Origin of the sequence: Qipengyuania sp. Mu-71 (assembly GCF_036867055.1) — a bacterium.
GTDB lineage: Bacteria > Pseudomonadota > Alphaproteobacteria > Sphingomonadales > Sphingomonadaceae > Qipengyuania > Qipengyuania profunda.
Genome location: NZ_JBAJHR010000001.1, coordinates 826,715 through 843,113, shown reverse-complemented (window position 1 = coordinate 843,113; position 16,399 = coordinate 826,715). Strand labels below are relative to the sequence as shown.

The window sequence follows — 16,399 nt, the reverse complement described above, 5'->3', positions numbered from 1 at the left end:
GCCTCGACGCAATGCAACGTCCGCGCATCATGCAGCGCATTTCACGGTGGCACATCTGGCTGGGCTGGCTGGTCGGTCTGCCGGTGCTGATGTGGACCGTGACCGGGCTGGTCATGGTGGCCAAGCCGATCGAGGAAGTGCGCGGCAACCATTTGCGCAAGGAGGTGCCCGAACGTGCGCTGCCCGCAGATACCGAGATCGCGGTCTCGCTGCCCGCCGAAAGCACGAGGCCGGTGCGCGCGGTCACCACGCAGGTCGAACGCGGCGAGACGATTACGCGCATCGCCTATATGGACGGGACGACCGCGCGATACCGCCCCGATGGCAGCGCGATGGGCCCGCTGTCCGAGGTCGAGGCGCGGTTGATCGTGGCCGAAGGTATCGAGGGCGGCGACAAGGTCACCGCGACCGCGCGGTTTGCAGCCGACGACGTCCCCTTCGATTTCCGCCGCCCACTGCCGGTCTGGCAGGTGGCGCTGGCGGACGGCACCCATGTCTATGTCGGCACCGAAACCGGCGAGATCGAGGCGGTTCGCACGCGCTGGTGGCGGACCTTCGATTTCGTCTGGGGCCTGCACATCATGGATTTGCAGACGCGCGAGGACACGCATCACCCGATCCTGATCTTCTTCGCCCTGCTGTCGGTAATCGGCGCGCTGTTCGGCTGCATCCTGCTGTTCCGCCGGCGTAGTGTGCGGGTGGGCGCCAAATGAATACGGAAGTCCTGACACCGCTGCTCGACTGGCTCGACCTTGCCGGGGTGGCGATCTTTGCGCTGACCGGGGCGCTGGTCGCCGCCAAGGAGCGACAGACCTTCGTCACGCTGGCCTTCTTCGCGCTGGTTACCGGCGTTGGCGGGGGCACCGTGCGCGACCTGCTGATCGGTGCGCCGGTTTTCTGGATCCACGATGGCGGGGTCGCGGGCGTATGCCTCGCGGTGGCGCTGTTCGCGTGGTTCATCCCCACACGCTGGTGGGCGGGCCGCTTCCTGTCGATTGCCGATGGTCTGGGACTGGCGGCCTATGCCGTGCTCGGTTCGGCCAAGGCGCTCCAATATGGTGTGCCGCCGGTCCCCGCCGCGCTGATGGGGGTCATCACCGGCTGTGTCGGCGGGATCATCCGCGACGTGGTCGCCGGGCGCCCATCGATCCTGATGCGGCCCGAACTCTATGTCACCGCCGCAGCCTTGTCGGCCAGCGTGACGGTGCTCGGCGATGTCGCGGGAATCATGCGTGAATGGGTCTGGGTGGGCGCAACCGCCGCGGGTTATGGCCTGCGACTGGCCGCGATCAGGTGGAACCTGGCACTCCCCGCCTATCAGCGCGACTAGCGCTCTGCGCCCCGGTAGCCGGTGCCGAATTCGAGATCGGCATCGACCGCGTCCTCATCCCCCGGCAAGGGACCATCCGGATAGGCAGGTTGGGCGGTATCGCTGCGCGCGCGCATGGCGGCGTAATAGGCATCGTCATACTGGCGATCCTCACGTTCAAGACGCGCTGCGTCGTCATAGCTGCCGTAGCTGTCGTAGCTGGAGCCGCCGGTTCCATAGCCGATCGATTCGATACGGCCATCGGCCCCGATCGCGCAGTTGAACCCCTGCCCGTCGTAGAGCGCGCCGCTGACGGTCCAGCCCCGCGCATCGCGATTGACGGCATCGACGGTTTCAACGCGGGCATTGCGTTCGATCTCTTCGACACACATGTCGACCGCGCGGTCGATCCCGCGTCCGTCATCATAGCTGACCCCGCCGCGGCGCGGTTCGGGATAACGGCTGTCACGGGTCGGATAGCGTTCGCTCGAGCCCTTCGCCGCATTGGCGATGGCGGCAATCCCGCCGATGATCAGGATACCCGCCAGCACATCGCCCGCATCCACCCCGCGATCGCGGCGGTGGCGATAGCGGCGATGTCCTGCTGCGTCGTCATCGCCCGGCATCCACACGGGGGCGGAATGCGCCGCCACGGGCGCTGCGGGCGCAGGCAGTTCGGCGGCCTGCACCGGCATGGCGGTCAGCGAGAGCGCGGCAAGCAGCGCGGGCGCGGCGGAAAGCGATGTGATGGACGGCATGGCCTGGTACCCCAGTGGTCACGCCCCCACCCGGCGCGCGATTATCGATCGGACAGGACTAGGCGGCCCAGGCTAAATGAAGCCTGAACCGCCCTGGGTGGTCCGTAAAGCGGGTATCAGCGCAGTCCGCGGATACCGCTGAAGTCGAGATAGGTAACGCGGCCGCGCTCGATCGAGCAGGTGAAGCTGCCGCTGTCGCGGTCGCTGTACCGGCGATCGCGGCGGTCATAGCGCGAGTTGTAACCGCGCTGCCCGTCGACGACCATCGTGCCCTTGACCTTCCAGCCATAGCGGGTGTCGTCGACGTCGCGGATGTCGGTTACCTGCGCGATGCGATAGCCATAGCGGCGCGCATCGGTCTGGGCGGCGCTGACGCAGCGCTCGACCGCCGAACGCGGGTTGCCGCGCGTGGCATAGGCGGTGCGGCGGTAGTCGTTGCCGTTGTTGTAGCGTTGGCCATCGCGGTAATAGCGGCCGTCGCGGTAGTGGTCGCGGTCCTTGCTGGCCGCGCTGGCGATGGCGGCGATGCCGCCGATGATCACTGCGCCGGCGATCACTTCGCCCACCGAAATCCCGTCATCATCACCGCGGGCCTGGGCGGGCGTAGCTCCGGCCAGCGCCAGCGCGCCGACGGCAGCCGTTGCGATCCCACCCTTCGCGAACGTTTTGGTCAATTGTTGCATCTCGAGGTCCTCCTCGTCGGTGCCGCGGCGGGATTGCCTCGGCTATGAGAAGGGTTCTAGAGGGACCTGCGTGAGGTGACGCTGAACTCTGGCGACAGCGATTGTTCAGGTATAGAGCTATTCTTATGAACACCTAATCCTCAAGCGTTTCAAGCACATCACGGGTGAACGCAGCGATGTCGAAGCGCGATCCGGTTGGATCTTCACCCCGGCGCACGATCACGACGTTCATGCTTGGCACGATTACGATGAACTGCCCGCGATTCCCCATCGCGGCGAATGTGTCGGCCGGGACCCCGTCGGAAGTGTTCAGCAGCCAAAACCCCGCGCCGTAGCCGAACGGGCCATCGGGCTGCGGACCGGTGGGCGCGGAGACATAATCGACCCAGCCTTCGGGCAGGATACGCGTGCCGTCGGCGAGCACACCGTCGTCGAGATAGAGCTGGCCCAGCTTGGCCAGATCGCGCGCGGTCGACCACACTTGGCTGGAAAGGATGTAATCGCCCTGCCAGTCGGTTTCGGCCACGGTGTGGTGCATGCCGAGCTCCTCGAACAGCGCGGCCGGGGGATGTTCCTCGAACCCCGGCTTGATCGCGCGCACCGCCATCAGCGTGTCGTTATTGGCATAGCGATAGACCGATCCCGGCGGATGGATGGCGGGCCAGCTGCTCGCCGTTTCCGTAACCGAGGAGCCACCGAAATAGAGCGGATCGGTGCGGTTTCCCGGTGTGTCGGAGTAACGCCCCGATGCCATGCGCAGGAGATGGTCGATCGTGATCCCGTAGCGGGTGTGGTCCTGCATCCTGCCGCCCAATCCTGCGCGGGTATCGACCTGTACTTCGCCCCGTGCCTGCGCGGCGCCGACCAAGGTCGCGGCAATGCTCTTGGCAACCGACCAGGTGCGCTGCGGCACGGCCGGTCCGAAATCCTGCGCATAGGCTTCGCCCAACAGCGTTCCGCCGCGCTGGACCAGCACCGCCGTGGTCCGTGTGCTCTCGCCATAGCGCTGCGCGAAGGCGCCCTCGCCCACCGTTTGCAACGCGTCCTTCGCGAAAGGCGTCACCGCGGCGACCGGATGGCTTTGGCCGGGCCTTGTAGTCACGAAGGGCGGGAGCCCTCCTCCGATGGGGGCAAGCTGGCAGCCCATCCGCGAATCGTGGATCGCGATGCGGGGCGGCATGCTGTCGGACCACGCGACGCTGACATGGCTGACTTCTTTCGAACCCGCGGCAGTAGCCCGGGATGCAGGCCGGCGATGGACTTCATAGCCCAGCTTGGGTGCGATCTCATCGAGCGGTGCCTGAATGCCCGTCAGTTCCCAGGCCTCGACGCTGGCTGGCGTCCGGGCCGCGCCATTGCGTTCCGCATTGGCGATGGCGCTGCACAGGAACAGCGCCTTATAGCCGGCCGCCAGCGCGCGATCGTAACGTTCGTCGAGCGCGTCCTGCGTAGTCGATTGGGCAGCGGCGGGCGTGGCGGCGAGCAGCACGGCGGCTGCGAGAGCATGTCTGATCATGCGCGCCTTGTGGCACGGCTTTTCGCGCAGGCAAAACAAAAGGGCCGGACAGTTTCCTGTCCGGCCCCGCTTGTATGGTTTCGAGAGCGGCTTACGCCTCTTCGAGGTCCATGTCTTCGTTCATGACCGGGCCCGAATCCTGGCCCTTGGCGTCCACGTCGCGGTCGACGAGTTCGATGATCGCCATCTGGGCGGCGTCGCTGCCGCGGTAACCGGCCTTGATCACGCGGCTGTAGCCACCTTCACGGTCGTCATAACGCTCGGCCAGAACGTCGAACAGCTTCTTGAGCTGGGTTTCGTCCTGCAGGCGGCTCATGGCGAGGCGACGGTTCGACAGGCCGCCACGCTTGGCCAGCGTGATCAGCTTTTCGATGTAGGGCCGCATTTCCTTCGCCTTGGGCAAAGTGGTCATGATCTGCTCGTGCTTGATCAGCGCGGCGGCCATGTTGCGGAGCATCGCATTACGGTGGCCGGTCTTGCGCTGCAGCTTACGGCCGGAAATTTTATGACGCATTTCAAATCATCCTTCGTTCGATAGGGGCCCGTGCGAGGTAGCCCGTAGCTGGTCGGATAGGGCTGACCCTCCCGTTTGTTTCCGACCTTGCGGTCGGGGCGGTGCCGGCCCACTCCCCCACCCGGCCACCCACGGCAGCATCCTGAATGGGTGGCCGGGTGGGGGAGTGGGCTGGTGCCGCAAGGGTCGGACGGATGTCCGACCCCGCACCTTCAAATTAACCCAGCAGCTCTTGTTCGAGCTTCTTGGCCATTTCCTCGATGTTTTCCGGCGGCCAGCCGGGGATGTCCATGCCGAGGCGCAGACCCATCGACGAGAGCACTTCCTTGATCTCGTTGAGCGACTTGCGGCCGAAGTTCGGCGTACGGAGCATCTCGGCCTCGGTCTTCTGGACCAGGTCGCCGATGTAGATGATGTTGTCGTTCTTGAGGCAGTTGGCCGAACGCACCGACAGTTCCAGCTCGTCGACCTTCTTGAGAAGGTAGCGGTTGAGCTGGTTGGTGTCGCTTTCCTGCGGCTCTGCAGCCTGGCCGATCATGGCCGAACTGGGCTGCGGAATACCGTCTTCGAAGTGGACGAACAGCGTCAGCTGGTCCTGAAGGATGCGTGCAGCGTAGGCCACGGCGTCTTCGGGAGTGACGGTGCCATCGGTATCGATGGACAGCGAAAGCTTGTCGTAGTCGAGCTCCTGGCCAACGCGGGCGTTCTCGACCTTGTAGCTGACCTGGCGGACCGGCGAAAACAGCGAGTCGACCGGGATCAGGCCGATCGGCGCATCGACGGGGCGGTTCATGACTGCCGGACGATAGCCCTTACCGATGTCGGCAGTGAGCTCCATGTTGAGCGTCGCGCCTTCGTCGAGATGGCAGATCACCAGATCCTTGTTCATCACTTCGATGTCGCCCGACACGGCGATGTCGCCGGCTTTCACTTCACCGGGGCCGGTAGCGGAAAGCTGCAGGCGCTTCATGCCCTCGCCTTCCATCTTCAGCGCGATCTGTTTCACGTTGAGGACGATGTCGGTGACGTCTTCGCGCACGCCGGCAAGCGAGCTGAATTCGTGGAGCACGTTCTCGATCTTGATCGAGGTGATCGCAGCGCCCTGCAGCGAGCTCAGCAGCACGCGACGCAGTGCGTTGCCGAGCGTCAGGCCGAAGCCGCGCTCGAGCGGTTCGGCCACGAAGGTCGCCTTGCGCGCCTTGTCGCCGGATTCCTTGATATCAAGGACATTGGGTTTCTTGAGTTCCTGCCAGTTCTTGATGTTGACGGACATGAAAATCCCCTGGTTCGGATGCGGGCAGGACCGGCGCTCTTTGGAAGAGCGTCCGGTCCGTGAGAGGGTGTCGGCGGCCCGCTAGCGAGCCACCAGGCAGGTACGGATCAGACGCGACGACGCTTGGAAGGACGGACCCCGTTATGCGGGATCGGCGTCACGTCACGGATCGAGGTGATGGTGAAGCCCACTGCCGCAAGACCGCGCAGTGCGCTCTCACGACCCGAGCCCGGACCCTTCACTTCGACCTCGAGGGTGCGCACGCCGTGTTCCACGGCCTTGCGGCCCGCGTCGTCGGCGGCGACCTGCGCGGCATAGGGAGTCGACTTGCGGCTGCCCTTGAAGCCCATCATGCCGGCGCTGGACCAGCTGATCGCATTGCCCTGTGCATCGGTGATGGTGATCATCGTGTTGTTGAAGCTGGCGTTGATATGCGCAACGCCGCTCGAAATGTTCTTTTTGTCGCGGCGCCTAACGCGGCCGGGTTCGCGTGCCATGGTCTGTATTCCTCTAATCTATCAAGAAGGCAAAAGCGTAGGGAAGTCCCTCCGCTTACTTCTTCTTGCCAGCGATCGGCTTGGCCTTGCCCTTGCGGGTCCGGGCGTTGGTGTGAGTGCGCTGGCCGCGAACGGGCAGGCCGACACGGTGACGCAGGCCGCGATACGAACGAAGGTCCATAAGGCGCTTGATGTTCATAGCCGTGTCACGGCGAAGGTCGCCTTCGACCATGTGCTCTTCATCGATCGTTTCACGAACGCGCAGAACTTCCTCGTCGGACAGGTCCTGCACGCGGCGCGCGTGATCAATGCCGAGCTTGTCGGCGATCTCGACGGCCTTGGTCCGGCCGATTCCGTGAATATAGGTGAGCGCGATGATCACGCGCTTGTTGGTGGGGATATTTACCCCGGCAATACGAGCCACTTACTTCTCCATGCTCCACAGGGCCCGGACATCCGGTTAACCCTATCTCATCGCTCCATTCATCGACGCTTGCGGTACCTGCCTGATACAAATGGGCAGGCGGGCGCCCAATATGGCTGTCGCCGCCGGACTCACCGCAATGTCGAATGAAGAGCGCGCTTAGGGGGATTCGCCCGCGGCGTCAACCGCCCAGCACACGCAAACCAACGAGACCGCCGGATGGGCGGCTCGCGAGGTGTTGCAAGCCTTGTAGCGCCTGACGCCGCGAAGGTCAAAACCCTACATCACTCCAAAGGCGAGCATCGCATCGGCAACCTTCTTGAACCCGGCGATGTTTGCCCCCTTGACGTAATCGACATAGCCATCGCCCTGGTCGCCATATTCGACGCATTTGCCGTGGATGCCCTCCATCAGCTCGGTCAGCATCTGGCCCAACCGTTCGTGGTTCCATGCGATCCGTTCGGAATTCTGGCTCATCTCCAGCCCCGAGACCGCGACCCCCCCGGCATTCGCCGCCTTGCCGGGGCCGTACATGATCTTGGCATCGTGGAAGACCTTCACCCCGTCGAGCGTGGTCGGCATGTTGGCGCCTTCGGACACCGCCTTGCAGCCATTGTCGACCAGGCTGCGCGCCTCACCTTCGTTCAGTTCGTTCTGTGTCGCGCATGGCAGCGCCAGGTCGCATGGCACATCCCACGGACGCCGGCCCTCGTGGAACGAGGCGGAAGTGAAGTGGTCGGCATATTCGGAGATGCGTCCCCGGCGGCGGGTCTTGAGATCCTTGACCCAGTCGATCTTGTCCTGGTCGAACCCGTCAGGATCGTGGATGAAGCCGCCGCTGTCGGACAGGGTGAGCACCTTGCCGCCCAGCTGGACGATCTTTTCCGCCGCATGGGTCGCGACATTGCCCGAGCCGGAGATCACCGCGCTCTTGCCCTCGACCGCGTCGCCCTTGTGCGTCAGCATATTCTGCAGGAAATAGACCGCGCCATAACCGGTCGCTTCGGGACGCATTTGCGAGCCGCCATATTCGGTCGCCTTGCCGGTCAGCACGCCTTCCCAGCGATTGGTGATGCGCTTGTACTGACCGAACATATAACCGATCTCGCGCCCGCCCACGCCGATGTCACCCGCGGGGACATCGGTGTCGGGGCCGATATGGCGGTAGAGCTCGGTCATGAAGCTCTGGCAGAAGCGCATTACCTCGCTGTCGCTCTTGCCCCTGGGGTTGAAGTTCGCCCCGCCCTTGCCGCCGCCCATCGGCAGGCCGGTGAGCGAGTTCTTGAAGGTCTGTTCGAAGGCGAGGAACTTGAGCACGCTTTCATTGACGCTGGGGTGGAAGCGGATCCCGCCCTTGTAGGGGCCGATCGCGTTGTTGTTCTGCACCCGCCACCCGCGCTGCACGCGGATACAGTGATTGTCGTCTTCCCAGCACACGCGGAAGCTGACGATCCGGTCGGGTTCGGCGATCCGGCGCAGGATCTGCGCCTCGTGGTATTCTTCCTTGTCCTCGATGAAGTGGAAGACGTCCTGCGCCACTTCCTGGACCGCCTGAACGAACTCGTCCTGCCCCGGATTGCGCTTCTTCACGCCCTCCATGAATGTCGAAAGATCCACGTGCCTGTCGTAGACGGATGCCATGTCGCAATTCCCCCCTGGTGCCCGGTTGGGCGAGTTGATGTTTGCGACCCCGGCGCCCGTTCGGCGGGCGCTCGTCGGCTTGTGCTATTCGGTGTCCTGCAAGGCGTCGATCTGCGCCTCGATAGTCGCTTCCCCATCGGCCGGATCATCGGCTTCGCCGCCTGCTCCGCCCGCCCCTTCGAGCGCCCCGAGATAATCCCTGAGGCCATGCAATTGCTGGCTCATCACGGCATCCACGGCCTGCGAAATCGAGGCAACCTCGTAGCGCATGGAGCCGCCGACGGCATATTCCCAGCGGATCCGCGTCCCGCCCGCGATTTCCTCGAGCGTGATCGTCAGCACGCCGGTGGCCGGTTCGCCCTGCAACGGGCCGAGCCCCCCGCGCATGCGCAGGTTCTTGAGCGGATAGGCCTGGATGACGGTCATGTGCTGGACGCTGCCGTCGAGCGAGAAGCCGTCCTCGCGGTCCTCGCCGGGCACGCGCTCGCAAAAACAGCCGCCCGCCTGCGGGGTCAGTGTCATATTGGCGGCATCGGCGGACCAGGTATGCGCGTCGTTCCACCAGGCGGCGGGCCTGATCAGCGCGAGCCATGTATCCAGCGGGCTGGCCGCGACATCGGCCTGGTCCTGCGTAACGAAGCCGCGTTCGCTGGTCTCGGCAACCGTGGCCGAAAGCGGCATCGCAGCCGTCAGCGTGGCTGCGGCAAGAACGGTTGTGACAAGACGCATGGACCCTCTCCCCTGTGCGGAGAGACGTCCTAAGCGAAGTTGCGCCTGTTTGGAAGCGGCGGGTCGATCAGTCCGCGAGGATCGCGTCGATCGCGTGGGTCACGTCTTCGATCGAAGCCATGCCATCGACCCGGCTGACGATACCGCGTGCTTCGTAGCCCGGCAGGATCGGGGCAGTCTTGCCGCGATATTCCTGCATGCGGGTACGCACGGTGTCCTCGTTATCGTCCGGACGGCGCTTGAATTCGGTCGAGCCGCATTTGTCGCACACGCCCTCTTTCTCGGGGAGCTTGAAGACGTCGTGATAGCCCGCACCGCAATTGGCGCAGGTGAAGCGCCCGGTGATCCGCTCGACCAGCGCGTCCTCATTCACTTCGAGTTCGATCACATGGTCGAGCTTGCGGCCGTGCCGCGCGAGGATTTCGTCGAGCTGGTCGGCCTGCGCCGCGGTGCGCGGATAGCCATCGAAGATCGCGCCGATCTCGGGACCCATCTCGGTCAGCTTGGCATCGATCATCGCCGACACGATCTCGTCTGAAACGAGCCCGCCCGAATCCATGATGTCGGCGACCGTGCGGCCCAGTTCGGTATCGGCCTTGCGCGTGTCACGCAGCATGTCACCGGTCGAGAGCTGGCGCATGCCATGATGCTCGACCAGTCGCTGAGCCTGCGTTCCCTTACCGGCGCCCGGAGGGCCCAGGAGGATAATGTCCATCGCGTATTGTCCCCTTCGCCCGTGCTGTGCCTTAACGCAGGCGTCCCTTCAACTTCGCTTTTTTGATGAGGTCGCCATACTGGTGTGCCAGCAGATGCGACTGGACCTGGCTGATCGTATCGACTGTCACATTGACCACGATAAGCAGGCTGGTGCCGCCGAGGAACAGCGGAACGCCGGTCTGTGCGATCATGTATTCAGGCAGCACGCAGACGATCGTCAGGTAGATTGCCCCGATCACGGTGATGCGCGTCAGCACATAGTCGAGATATTGCTCGGTGCGCTTGCCCGGACGGATACCCGGGATGAAGCCGCCGTTCTTCTTCAGGTTCTCGGCGGTCTCTTCGGGATTGAAGACGATCGCGGTGTAAAAGAAACAGAAGAAGATGATGCCGAGGGCATATAGCGCCATATAGAGCGGCTGGCCGTGCTGGAGATATTGCAGCACCGACTGGAGCACACCCCCCGCCGCGCTATCGGTATCGACCGAATTGCCGGCGAACTGAGTGATCGTCAGCGGAAGCAACAGCAGCGAACTGGCGAAAATCGGCGGGATGACGCCGGCGGTGTTCAGCTTGAGCGGCAGGTGCGAGCGGTCGGCCTGCATCATGCCGCGCTGCGTCGCGCGCTTGGGATACTGGATCAGCAGGCGGCGCTGCGCGCGTTCCATGAAACAGATCACAAGGATCAGGATCACGACCATCGCGATCAGGCCGACGATGATCCCGGTGGCGATCGAGCCTTCCGAATAGCCCGAACCGAGGTTCGAGACGAAGGTCGGGAACTGGGCGACAATGCCCGCCATGATGATCAGCGAAACGCCATTGCCGATACCGCGGCTGGTGATCTGTTCGCCCAGCCACAGCAGGAACATGGTCCCACCCACCAGGCTGATGACGGCGCCCACGCGGAACATGATGCCGGGATCGACCACCGCCTGCAGCCCGCTCTGCGCGCCGAAGCTTTCGAGGCCAGACGCGAGGAACCAGCCCTGGATCGCGCACAGGAACACGGTGCCATAGCGCGTATACTGGTTGAGCTTCTGGCGGCCCGCGCCGCCTTCCTTCTTGAGCGCGGCGAGGCTGGGATGCAGCGCGGCTGCCAGCTGCACCACGATCGAGGCGGTAATATAGGGCATGACGCCGAGCGCAATGAGACTCATGCGCTCAAGGCTGCCGCCCGAGAAAGTGTTGAACAGGTCGAGGATCCCGCCCCGCGTCTGATCGTAGAGGTCACCCAGAATCAGCGGATTCACGCCCGGAAGCGGAACGAAGCTGAGAAAGCGGAAGACGATCAGGGCCGCGATAGTGAACCAGATACGGTTCTTCAGCTCGGTGGCCTTGGAGAAGTTTGCGAGGCTCATATTGCTCGCGATATTGTCGGCGCGTGATGCCATGGGAATCTGTTCAATCCTGAATTGGCGCCGGTCCCTCCCGGCACAGGAAGGCTAGATAGGGAGCGGGGGACGGATTGTCGAACCCGCCCCCCGAATTATCCCGCTTACTTTGCCTTGGCAGCCTTGTTGGCTTCGGCGCGAGCAGCTTTCTTCTCGTGCTCGGGCTTGTCGGCCGGGATCACGTCGACCTTGCCGCCAGCCTTCTCGACTGCCTCGATGGCGCCCTTGGAGGCACCGGCAACCTTGAAGGTGACCTTGGCCTTGAGCTCGCCCTTGGCGAGGAGGCGGACGCCGTCCTTGCCACCACGCGCGAGGCCAGCGGCCCGCAGCGTTTCGTGGTCGAGGACCTTCGAACCATCGAGCTTCTTGGCGTCGATGAACTTCTGCACCATGCCGATGTTCACTTCGGCAAAGTCCTTGCCGAACGGATTGTTGAAGCCGCGCTTCGGCAGACGCATGTGGAGCGGCATCTGGCCGCCTTCGAAGCCCTTGATGGCTACACCCGAACGGGCCTTCTGGCCCTTCTGGCCACGGCCTGCAGTCTTGCCCTTGCCCGAGCCGATGCCACGGCCGACACGGATCCGGCTCTTGCGTGCGCCGGCATTGTCGCGGATATCATTAAGTTTCATAGTGCACTCGCTTTCGCTTTCTAGGCCCCATCACGGGGTTCGCGCTGTTGGGAAGTGGGCGCCGATAGTCTGTTTGGCCGATCTTGTCGACCCCGAATTCGGCGGATCCTGATAGTGGCGATGCCGAGGGCGATCGGCAAGGTATGGGGCGATATGGTTCTGCAAAACCGGGGTCTGGGGACTGACAGGTCCGCGCCGCCGATGGGCGGGCGGGAAGCGGCGCTGATCGGCTTCCTGCTGCTCGTCTTCGCGTTGATAACACGCATCGCCACCTTCGGCCATCCCGACCTTCATATCGACGAGACCTTCTACTTCGCCGCCGGGGTTGAGATGGTGCATGGCGCGATCCCCTATGTCGATGTGTGGGACCGCAAACCGCCCGGGCATTTCCTGCTGTTCGGCGCGCTGGCAGCCATTTCGGACTGGTATGTCACCTACCAGATCGCCGCCACGATCTTCGCCGCTGCAACTGCGCTGACCATTTACGGCATGGCGCGGAGGCTGACGTCGCGGGGACCCGCGCTGCTCGGGGCCGGCACCTATCTGACCGCGATCTGCCTGTTTCACGGCCACGGGGGCCAGAGCCCGGTATTCTACAATCTGTTCATCGCCGCGGCTGCCGCGCTCAGCCTCGCCAGCATTCCCCGCTTCGAAAGCCGCCCCGCGCAGCGCGCGGTGGCGCTGGCCATGCTGCTTGCCGGGATCGCGATCACCATAAAGACCACCGCGGTCTTCGAGGCGACGTTCCTCGGCCTGTTTGCAGCGGGGTTGCAGATCGGGACAGCCGGTATCGGCCGCACAACCATGCTGCGCATTCTGGGCTGGATCGCGCTGGGCCTGTTGCCGAGCGCGCTGTTCGCTGCGTGGTATGCACTCAACGGGTATTGGGATGAATACTGGACCGCAATGGTCCTCTCGAACCTGCGCAAACCGGTCGAAGACAATGGCGGAATGCAGCGCCTGCTTATCCTCGCGCTGATGCTGCTCCCGCTTGGCGCAGCCGGCATGGTCGCCCTCACCCGGATCTCGGGAATCTATCGCGTCTTCTTCGCCGGATGGCTGCTGGCCGCGCTGATCGGCTTCTTCTCGGTCCCCGCCTTCTATCTGCACTATGCCCTGCCGCTGCTGGTACCCTTGTGCGCGCTCGCCCCGGCGAGCCTCGCCTGGCCAAGAACGGGGGCCGTGCTGCTCGGCATTGCGGCGGTGATGCCGGTACTCTTCCATCCGTTCTTCAGTTTTGCGGAGACCCGCGAGGCCCGCACGGCCATGTCCCGGCTCGCCGCCGCCATCGAGCAGAGCAAGGGCGACGGCCCGCTGCTGATCTATGACGGCCCGCCACTGCTCTACACGCTTACCGGGTCGCGGTTTCCCACGCCCCTCGCATTCCCCAATCACTTGCATCAGGCATCCGAGAGCGACGTCAGCCACATCACCACGCTGAGCGAGGTCGAGCGGCTGCTGGCGCAGCGCCCCGGCGCCATCGTCGACCGCACCACCAAGGTTACCAATACCGCCACCAGCACGCTGGTGCGCGCCTATGCGAAACGGAACTGCCGCAAGGTGGCGTCGGAACCCCTGCTCGAGGGGTGGGACATCGAGGTTGTGGTCTACGGCCATTGCCGCGCAGCCGCGGACAAATAAAAAGGGCCGGACAACGTCTCGCGTTGCCCGGCCCTTCAATTCGGTATGATCCGGTCGTCTAGTCGACCACGGTCACCAGATGCGGGATCTTGGCGATCGCGCCGCGCACCTCGGGGGTGTCCTGACGCTCAACAACCTTGTGCAGCTTGTTGAGACCCAGACCGATGAGGATCTGGCGCTGGCTTTCCGGGCGGCGGATCGGCGAACCGATCTGCTTGATCTTGACGGTTTTCGCTTTGGCCATCGTTATTACTCCACGACTGCCGCGGCGTCGGCTTCAGCCTCGGCCTCGGAAGAACCACCGCGGCCGAGCAAGTCGGCAACCTTCTTGCCACGACGCTGGGCCACCGACTTCGGCGAAGTCTGCGTGGTCAGCGCGTCGAAAGTGGCGCGGATCATGTTGTAGGGGTTCGAGGTGCCGACCGACTTGGTCACCACGTCGGCAACGCCGAGGCTCTCGAACACGGCGCGCATCGGACCACCGGCGATGATGCCGGTACCCGGAGGCGCGGTACGGACGGTAACCTTACCGGCACCGAAGTGACCCTTGCCGTCGTGATGGAGGGTGCGGCCCTCCTTCAGCGGGACACGGACCATCTTCTTGCGCGCAGCGGCAGTCGCCTTGCTGATCGCTTCGGGCACTTCGCGAGCCTTGCCCTTGCCGAAGCCAACGCGGCCCTGGCCGTCACCGACAACCACGAGTGCAGCAAAACCGAAGCGCTTACCGCCCTTCACCGTCTTGCTGACGCGGTTGATGTGGACGAGCTTCTCGATGATGCCGTCGTCTTCTTCCTCGCGGCGTCCGCCACGACGGTTGTTGTCGCGGCCACCACGGCCACGGCCACCGCCGCCACCACCGCGATTGTCACGGCCACCACGGCCCTGACGTTCGCGCGGCTGACCTTCGGCACCCTGTGCGGGGCTCTGGCTGGCAGCTGCTTCCGAAGGCGTGTCGGCGACAGCCGGCTCTTCCTTCGTGACGGGAGCTTCGGGTTCGGCCTTGGCCGGAGTCGCTTCAACCTTGGTCTCTTCGACCTTGGTTTCGGCTTCGGTGTTTTCGGTCTTGTTTTCGTCAGCCATCATCAGAACTCCAGCCCGCCTTCGCGAGCGGCGTCGGCCAGCGCCTTGACGCGGCCATGGAACAGGAAGCCGCCGCGATCGAAGACGACGGTGGTCACGCCGGCCTTCTTGGCAGCAGCGGCGATGTCGGTGCCGACCTTCTTGGCCGCATCGACATTGGCGCCCGAGTTCTTCGTGCCGAGCGTCGAAGCGGCGGCGAGGGTCTTGCCCGCGGCGTCGTCGATGATCTGCGCGTAGATGTGCTGGCCGGTGCGGTGCACCGACAGGCGGGGCTTGCCACCCGACACGTTGCGAAGCGCGGTGCGGACGCGGCGACGGCGACGTTCAAAGAGAGAGAGCTTGGCCATCTTACTTCTTCTTCCCTTCCTTGCGGAAGATATACTCGCCGCGGTACTTGATGCCCTTGCCCTTGTAGGGTTCGGGCTTGCGCCACTTGCGGACATTCGCCGCAAACTGGCCCACGGCCTGCTTGTCGATACCGCTGATCTCGATGGTGGTCTGGTCAGGGGTCTTCACCTCGAGGCCTTCCGGCACATCGAGATCGACATCATGCGAGTAGCCGAGCTGAAGCTTGAGCTTCTTGCCCTGCGCCTGCGCACGGTAACCGACACCATTGATCTCGAGGACCTTGGTGAACCCTTCGGTCACGCCTTCGACCAGGTTCGATACCATGGTGCGCTGCATGCCCCAGTGGTTGCGGGCAGCGCGGGTATCGTTGGCCGGCTTGACCGAGATCTCGCCGTCTTCAAGCGTGTATTCGATCAGGTCGGACAGACCCATGTCGAGGGTGCCCTTGGGCCCCTTGACGCTGAGCGTCTTGCCATCGATGTTGGCAGTGACCCCGCTGGGGATCGCTACCGCCCTTTTGCCGATGCGGCTCATCAGAACACCTCCGCCAGCACTTCGCCGCCGACGTTTTCGGTGCGCGCTTCGGCGTCCGAAAGCACACCCTTGGGCGTCGAGACGATGGTGATGCCAAGGCCGTTGCGCACGATCGGAAGTTCTTTCGAACCCGAATAGACGCGGCGGCCCGGCTTGGAGACGCGGGCAACGTGCTTGATAGCAGGTTCGCCCTCGAAATATTTCAGTTCGATCCGCAGCTGTGCGTGCTTGGCCGAAGCGTCTTCGCTGTAGCCACGGATGTAGCCTTCGCGCTGAAGCACTTCGAGAACGTTCGCACGCAGCTTGCTGGCGGGCGAAAGGACACTGTCCTTCTTCGCGCGCTGGCCGTTGCGGATGCGGGTGAGCATGTCACCCAGGGGATCGGTCATAGCCATCTGTCTTTACCTCACCAGCTCGACTTGGTCAGGCCTGGAATCAGGCCCTTGTTGCCGAGGTCGCGCAGTTCGATACGGTTGAGACCGAACTTGCGGTAATAGCCGCGGGGGCGGCCGGTGGTGGAGCAGCGATTGCGCACCCGGGTTGGGTTCGCGTTACGCGGCAGTTCCGCCATCTTGAGACGCGCCATCAGGCGTTCGGTCTCGTCGAGCGATTCATCGTCAGCGATAGCCTTCAGCTTCGCAAACTTTTCCGCGTACTGCTTGACGAGCTTCTTACGACGCTCGTTCTTGTTGATCGAACTCAGTTTCGCCAT

The 16,399-nt window shown here is 63.9% G+C and carries 21 protein-coding genes; 3 read left to right on the top strand and 18 right to left on the bottom strand.

From position 1 onward, the window contains the following. The first annotated feature begins 11 nt into the window (after positions 1-11). Both V6B15_RS04265 and V6B15_RS04260 read left to right on the top strand, forming a co-directional pair. On the top strand, positions 12-713 hold the full coding sequence (locus V6B15_RS04265) for a PepSY domain-containing protein (RefSeq protein WP_334200143.1): 702 nt from the start codon (positions 12-14) through the stop codon (positions 711-713). After that, positions 710-1,330: a trimeric intracellular cation channel family protein gene (locus tag V6B15_RS04260; protein ID WP_253515126.1), complete on the top strand. Its 621-nt coding sequence runs from the start codon at positions 710-712 to the stop codon at positions 1,328-1,330. The genes V6B15_RS04265 and V6B15_RS04260 overlap by 4 nt, the downstream gene beginning before the upstream one ends. Here the strand turns inward: V6B15_RS04260 and V6B15_RS04255 are convergent. From V6B15_RS04255 to rplO, 12 genes are all read right to left on the bottom strand, one after another. Further along, the gene (locus V6B15_RS04255; protein WP_334200142.1) at positions 1,327-2,067 is read right to left on the bottom strand and encodes a hypothetical protein; all 741 of its coding nucleotides are present in this window, start codon (positions 2,065-2,067) and stop codon (positions 1,327-1,329) included. The genes V6B15_RS04260 and V6B15_RS04255 overlap by 4 nt on opposite strands. 116 nt (positions 2,068-2,183) lie before the next feature. After that, complete coding sequence (locus V6B15_RS04250) at positions 2,184-2,750, bottom strand: hypothetical protein (RefSeq protein WP_253515122.1); 567 nt, start codon at positions 2,748-2,750, stop codon at positions 2,184-2,186. A gap of 133 nt (positions 2,751-2,883) precedes the next feature. After that, positions 2,884-4,266, bottom strand: a complete 1,383-nt coding sequence (locus V6B15_RS04245) for a serine hydrolase domain-containing protein (protein ID WP_334200141.1) — start codon at positions 4,264-4,266, stop codon at positions 2,884-2,886. 91 nt (positions 4,267-4,357) lie between these two features. Further along, positions 4,358-4,780, bottom strand: coding sequence for a 50S ribosomal protein L17 (rplQ, locus tag V6B15_RS04240; RefSeq protein ID WP_253515118.1), 423 nt, complete (start codon positions 4,778-4,780; stop codon positions 4,358-4,360). Between the two features lie 217 nt (positions 4,781-4,997). After that, a complete protein-coding gene (locus V6B15_RS04235) occupies positions 4,998-6,053 on the bottom strand; it encodes a DNA-directed RNA polymerase subunit alpha (protein ID WP_253515116.1) in 1,056 nt (351 codons plus the stop codon). 107 nt (positions 6,054-6,160) lie between these two features. Further along, positions 6,161-6,550, bottom strand: coding sequence for a 30S ribosomal protein S11 (gene rpsK / locus V6B15_RS04230; protein ID WP_253515114.1), 390 nt, complete (start codon positions 6,548-6,550; stop codon positions 6,161-6,163). A gap of 55 nt (positions 6,551-6,605) precedes the next feature. Next, positions 6,606-6,974: a 30S ribosomal protein S13 gene (rpsM, locus tag V6B15_RS04225; protein ID WP_253515113.1), complete on the bottom strand. Its 369-nt coding sequence runs from the start codon at positions 6,972-6,974 to the stop codon at positions 6,606-6,608. 279 nt (positions 6,975-7,253) lie between these two features. Then, the gene (gdhA, locus tag V6B15_RS04220) at positions 7,254-8,615 is read right to left on the bottom strand and encodes an NADP-specific glutamate dehydrogenase (RefSeq protein ID WP_334200140.1); all 1,362 of its coding nucleotides are present in this window, start codon (positions 8,613-8,615) and stop codon (positions 7,254-7,256) included. Between the two features lie 84 nt (positions 8,616-8,699). Next, positions 8,700-9,344, bottom strand: coding sequence for an SRPBCC family protein (locus V6B15_RS04215; RefSeq protein ID WP_334200139.1), 645 nt, complete (start codon positions 9,342-9,344; stop codon positions 8,700-8,702). A 67-nt stretch (positions 9,345-9,411) separates the two neighbouring features. Continuing rightward, the gene (locus tag V6B15_RS04210; protein ID WP_253515111.1) at positions 9,412-10,059 is read right to left on the bottom strand and encodes an adenylate kinase; all 648 of its coding nucleotides are present in this window, start codon (positions 10,057-10,059) and stop codon (positions 9,412-9,414) included. 31 nt (positions 10,060-10,090) lie between these two features. Then, positions 10,091-11,455, bottom strand: a complete 1,365-nt coding sequence (gene secY / locus V6B15_RS04205) for a preprotein translocase subunit SecY (RefSeq protein WP_253515110.1) — start codon at positions 11,453-11,455, stop codon at positions 10,091-10,093. Positions 11,456-11,559: 104 nt separating this feature from the next. Then, entirely contained in the window at positions 11,560-12,084 is a 525-nt protein-coding gene (gene rplO / locus V6B15_RS04200; RefSeq protein ID WP_253515109.1) for a 50S ribosomal protein L15, read from the bottom strand. Between the two features lie 120 nt (positions 12,085-12,204). On the opposite strand from rplO, the gene V6B15_RS04195 reads away from it, so the two are divergent. Beyond that, entirely contained in the window at positions 12,205-13,725 is a 1,521-nt protein-coding gene (locus tag V6B15_RS04195) for an ArnT family glycosyltransferase (protein WP_334200138.1), read from the top strand. 58 nt (positions 13,726-13,783) lie between these two features. On the opposite strand, the gene rpmD is transcribed toward V6B15_RS04195, so the two are convergent. From rpmD to rpsN, 6 genes are read right to left on the bottom strand one after another with little or no spacing between them, the layout of a single operon-like run. Next, positions 13,784-13,969 carry a 50S ribosomal protein L30 gene (rpmD, locus tag V6B15_RS04190; RefSeq protein WP_253515105.1) on the bottom strand — a complete coding sequence of 62 codons (186 nt, stop codon included), beginning with the start codon at positions 13,967-13,969 and terminating at the stop codon, positions 13,784-13,786. A gap of 5 nt (positions 13,970-13,974) precedes the next feature. Next, positions 13,975-14,808: a 30S ribosomal protein S5 gene (gene rpsE, locus V6B15_RS04185; protein WP_334200137.1), complete on the bottom strand. Its 834-nt coding sequence runs from the start codon at positions 14,806-14,808 to the stop codon at positions 13,975-13,977. Beyond that, positions 14,808-15,152, bottom strand: coding sequence for a 50S ribosomal protein L18 (gene rplR / locus V6B15_RS04180; RefSeq protein ID WP_253515100.1), 345 nt, complete (start codon positions 15,150-15,152; stop codon positions 14,808-14,810). The genes rpsE and rplR overlap by 1 nt, the downstream gene beginning before the upstream one ends. A 1-nt stretch (position 15,153) precedes the next feature. Next, the gene (rplF, locus tag V6B15_RS04175; RefSeq protein WP_253515098.1) at positions 15,154-15,687 is read right to left on the bottom strand and encodes a 50S ribosomal protein L6; all 534 of its coding nucleotides are present in this window, start codon (positions 15,685-15,687) and stop codon (positions 15,154-15,156) included. Then, positions 15,687-16,082 carry a 30S ribosomal protein S8 gene (rpsH, locus tag V6B15_RS04170; protein ID WP_067464745.1) on the bottom strand — a complete coding sequence of 132 codons (396 nt, stop codon included), beginning with the start codon at positions 16,080-16,082 and terminating at the stop codon, positions 15,687-15,689. Before rpsH ends, rplF begins: the two co-directional genes overlap by 1 nt. Positions 16,083-16,093: 11 nt before the next feature. Beyond that, complete coding sequence (gene rpsN, locus V6B15_RS04165; RefSeq protein ID WP_050599045.1) at positions 16,094-16,399, bottom strand: 30S ribosomal protein S14; 306 nt, start codon at positions 16,397-16,399, stop codon at positions 16,094-16,096.

Coding starts and splice junctions, on each gene's coding strand:
- V6B15_RS04265 (WP_334200143.1), top strand. CDS start 12: ATGCAACGTCCGCGCATCATGCAGCGCATTTCACGGTGGCACATCTGG.
- V6B15_RS04260 (WP_253515126.1), top strand. CDS start 710: ATGAATACGGAAGTCCTGACACCGCTGCTCGACTGGCTCGACCTTGCC.
- V6B15_RS04255 (WP_334200142.1), bottom strand. CDS start 2,067: ATGCCGTCCATCACATCGCTTTCCGCCGCGCCCGCGCTGCTTGCCGCG.
- V6B15_RS04250 (WP_253515122.1), bottom strand. CDS start 2,750: ATGCAACAATTGACCAAAACGTTCGCGAAGGGTGGGATCGCAACGGCT.
- V6B15_RS04245 (WP_334200141.1), bottom strand. CDS start 4,266: ATGATCAGACATGCTCTCGCAGCCGCCGTGCTGCTCGCCGCCACGCCC.
- rplQ (WP_253515118.1), bottom strand. CDS start 4,780: ATGCGTCATAAAATTTCCGGCCGTAAGCTGCAGCGCAAGACCGGCCAC.
- V6B15_RS04235 (WP_253515116.1), bottom strand. CDS start 6,053: ATGTCCGTCAACATCAAGAACTGGCAGGAACTCAAGAAACCCAATGTC.
- rpsK (WP_253515114.1), bottom strand. CDS start 6,550: ATGGCACGCGAACCCGGCCGCGTTAGGCGCCGCGACAAAAAGAACATT.
- gdhA (WP_334200140.1), bottom strand. CDS start 8,615: ATGGCATCCGTCTACGACAGGCACGTGGATCTTTCGACATTCATGGAG.
- V6B15_RS04215 (WP_334200139.1), bottom strand. CDS start 9,344: ATGCGTCTTGTCACAACCGTTCTTGCCGCAGCCACGCTGACGGCTGCG.
- V6B15_RS04210 (WP_253515111.1), bottom strand. CDS start 10,059: ATGGACATTATCCTCCTGGGCCCTCCGGGCGCCGGTAAGGGAACGCAG.
- secY (WP_253515110.1), bottom strand. CDS start 11,455: ATGGCATCACGCGCCGACAATATCGCGAGCAATATGAGCCTCGCAAAC.
- rplO (WP_253515109.1), bottom strand. CDS start 12,084: ATGAAACTTAATGATATCCGCGACAATGCCGGCGCACGCAAGAGCCGG.
- V6B15_RS04195 (WP_334200138.1), top strand. CDS start 12,205: ATGCCGAGGGCGATCGGCAAGGTATGGGGCGATATGGTTCTGCAAAAC.
- rpmD (WP_253515105.1), bottom strand. CDS start 13,969: ATGGCCAAAGCGAAAACCGTCAAGATCAAGCAGATCGGTTCGCCGATC.
- rpsE (WP_334200137.1), bottom strand. CDS start 14,808: ATGATGGCTGACGAAAACAAGACCGAAAACACCGAAGCCGAAACCAAG.
- rplR (WP_253515100.1), bottom strand. CDS start 15,152: ATGGCCAAGCTCTCTCTCTTTGAACGTCGCCGTCGCCGCGTCCGCACC.
- rplF (WP_253515098.1), bottom strand. CDS start 15,687: ATGAGCCGCATCGGCAAAAGGGCGGTAGCGATCCCCAGCGGGGTCACT.
- rpsH (WP_067464745.1), bottom strand. CDS start 16,082: ATGGCTATGACCGATCCCCTGGGTGACATGCTCACCCGCATCCGCAAC.
- rpsN (WP_050599045.1), bottom strand. CDS start 16,399: ATGGCGAAACTGAGTTCGATCAACAAGAACGAGCGTCGTAAGAAGCTC.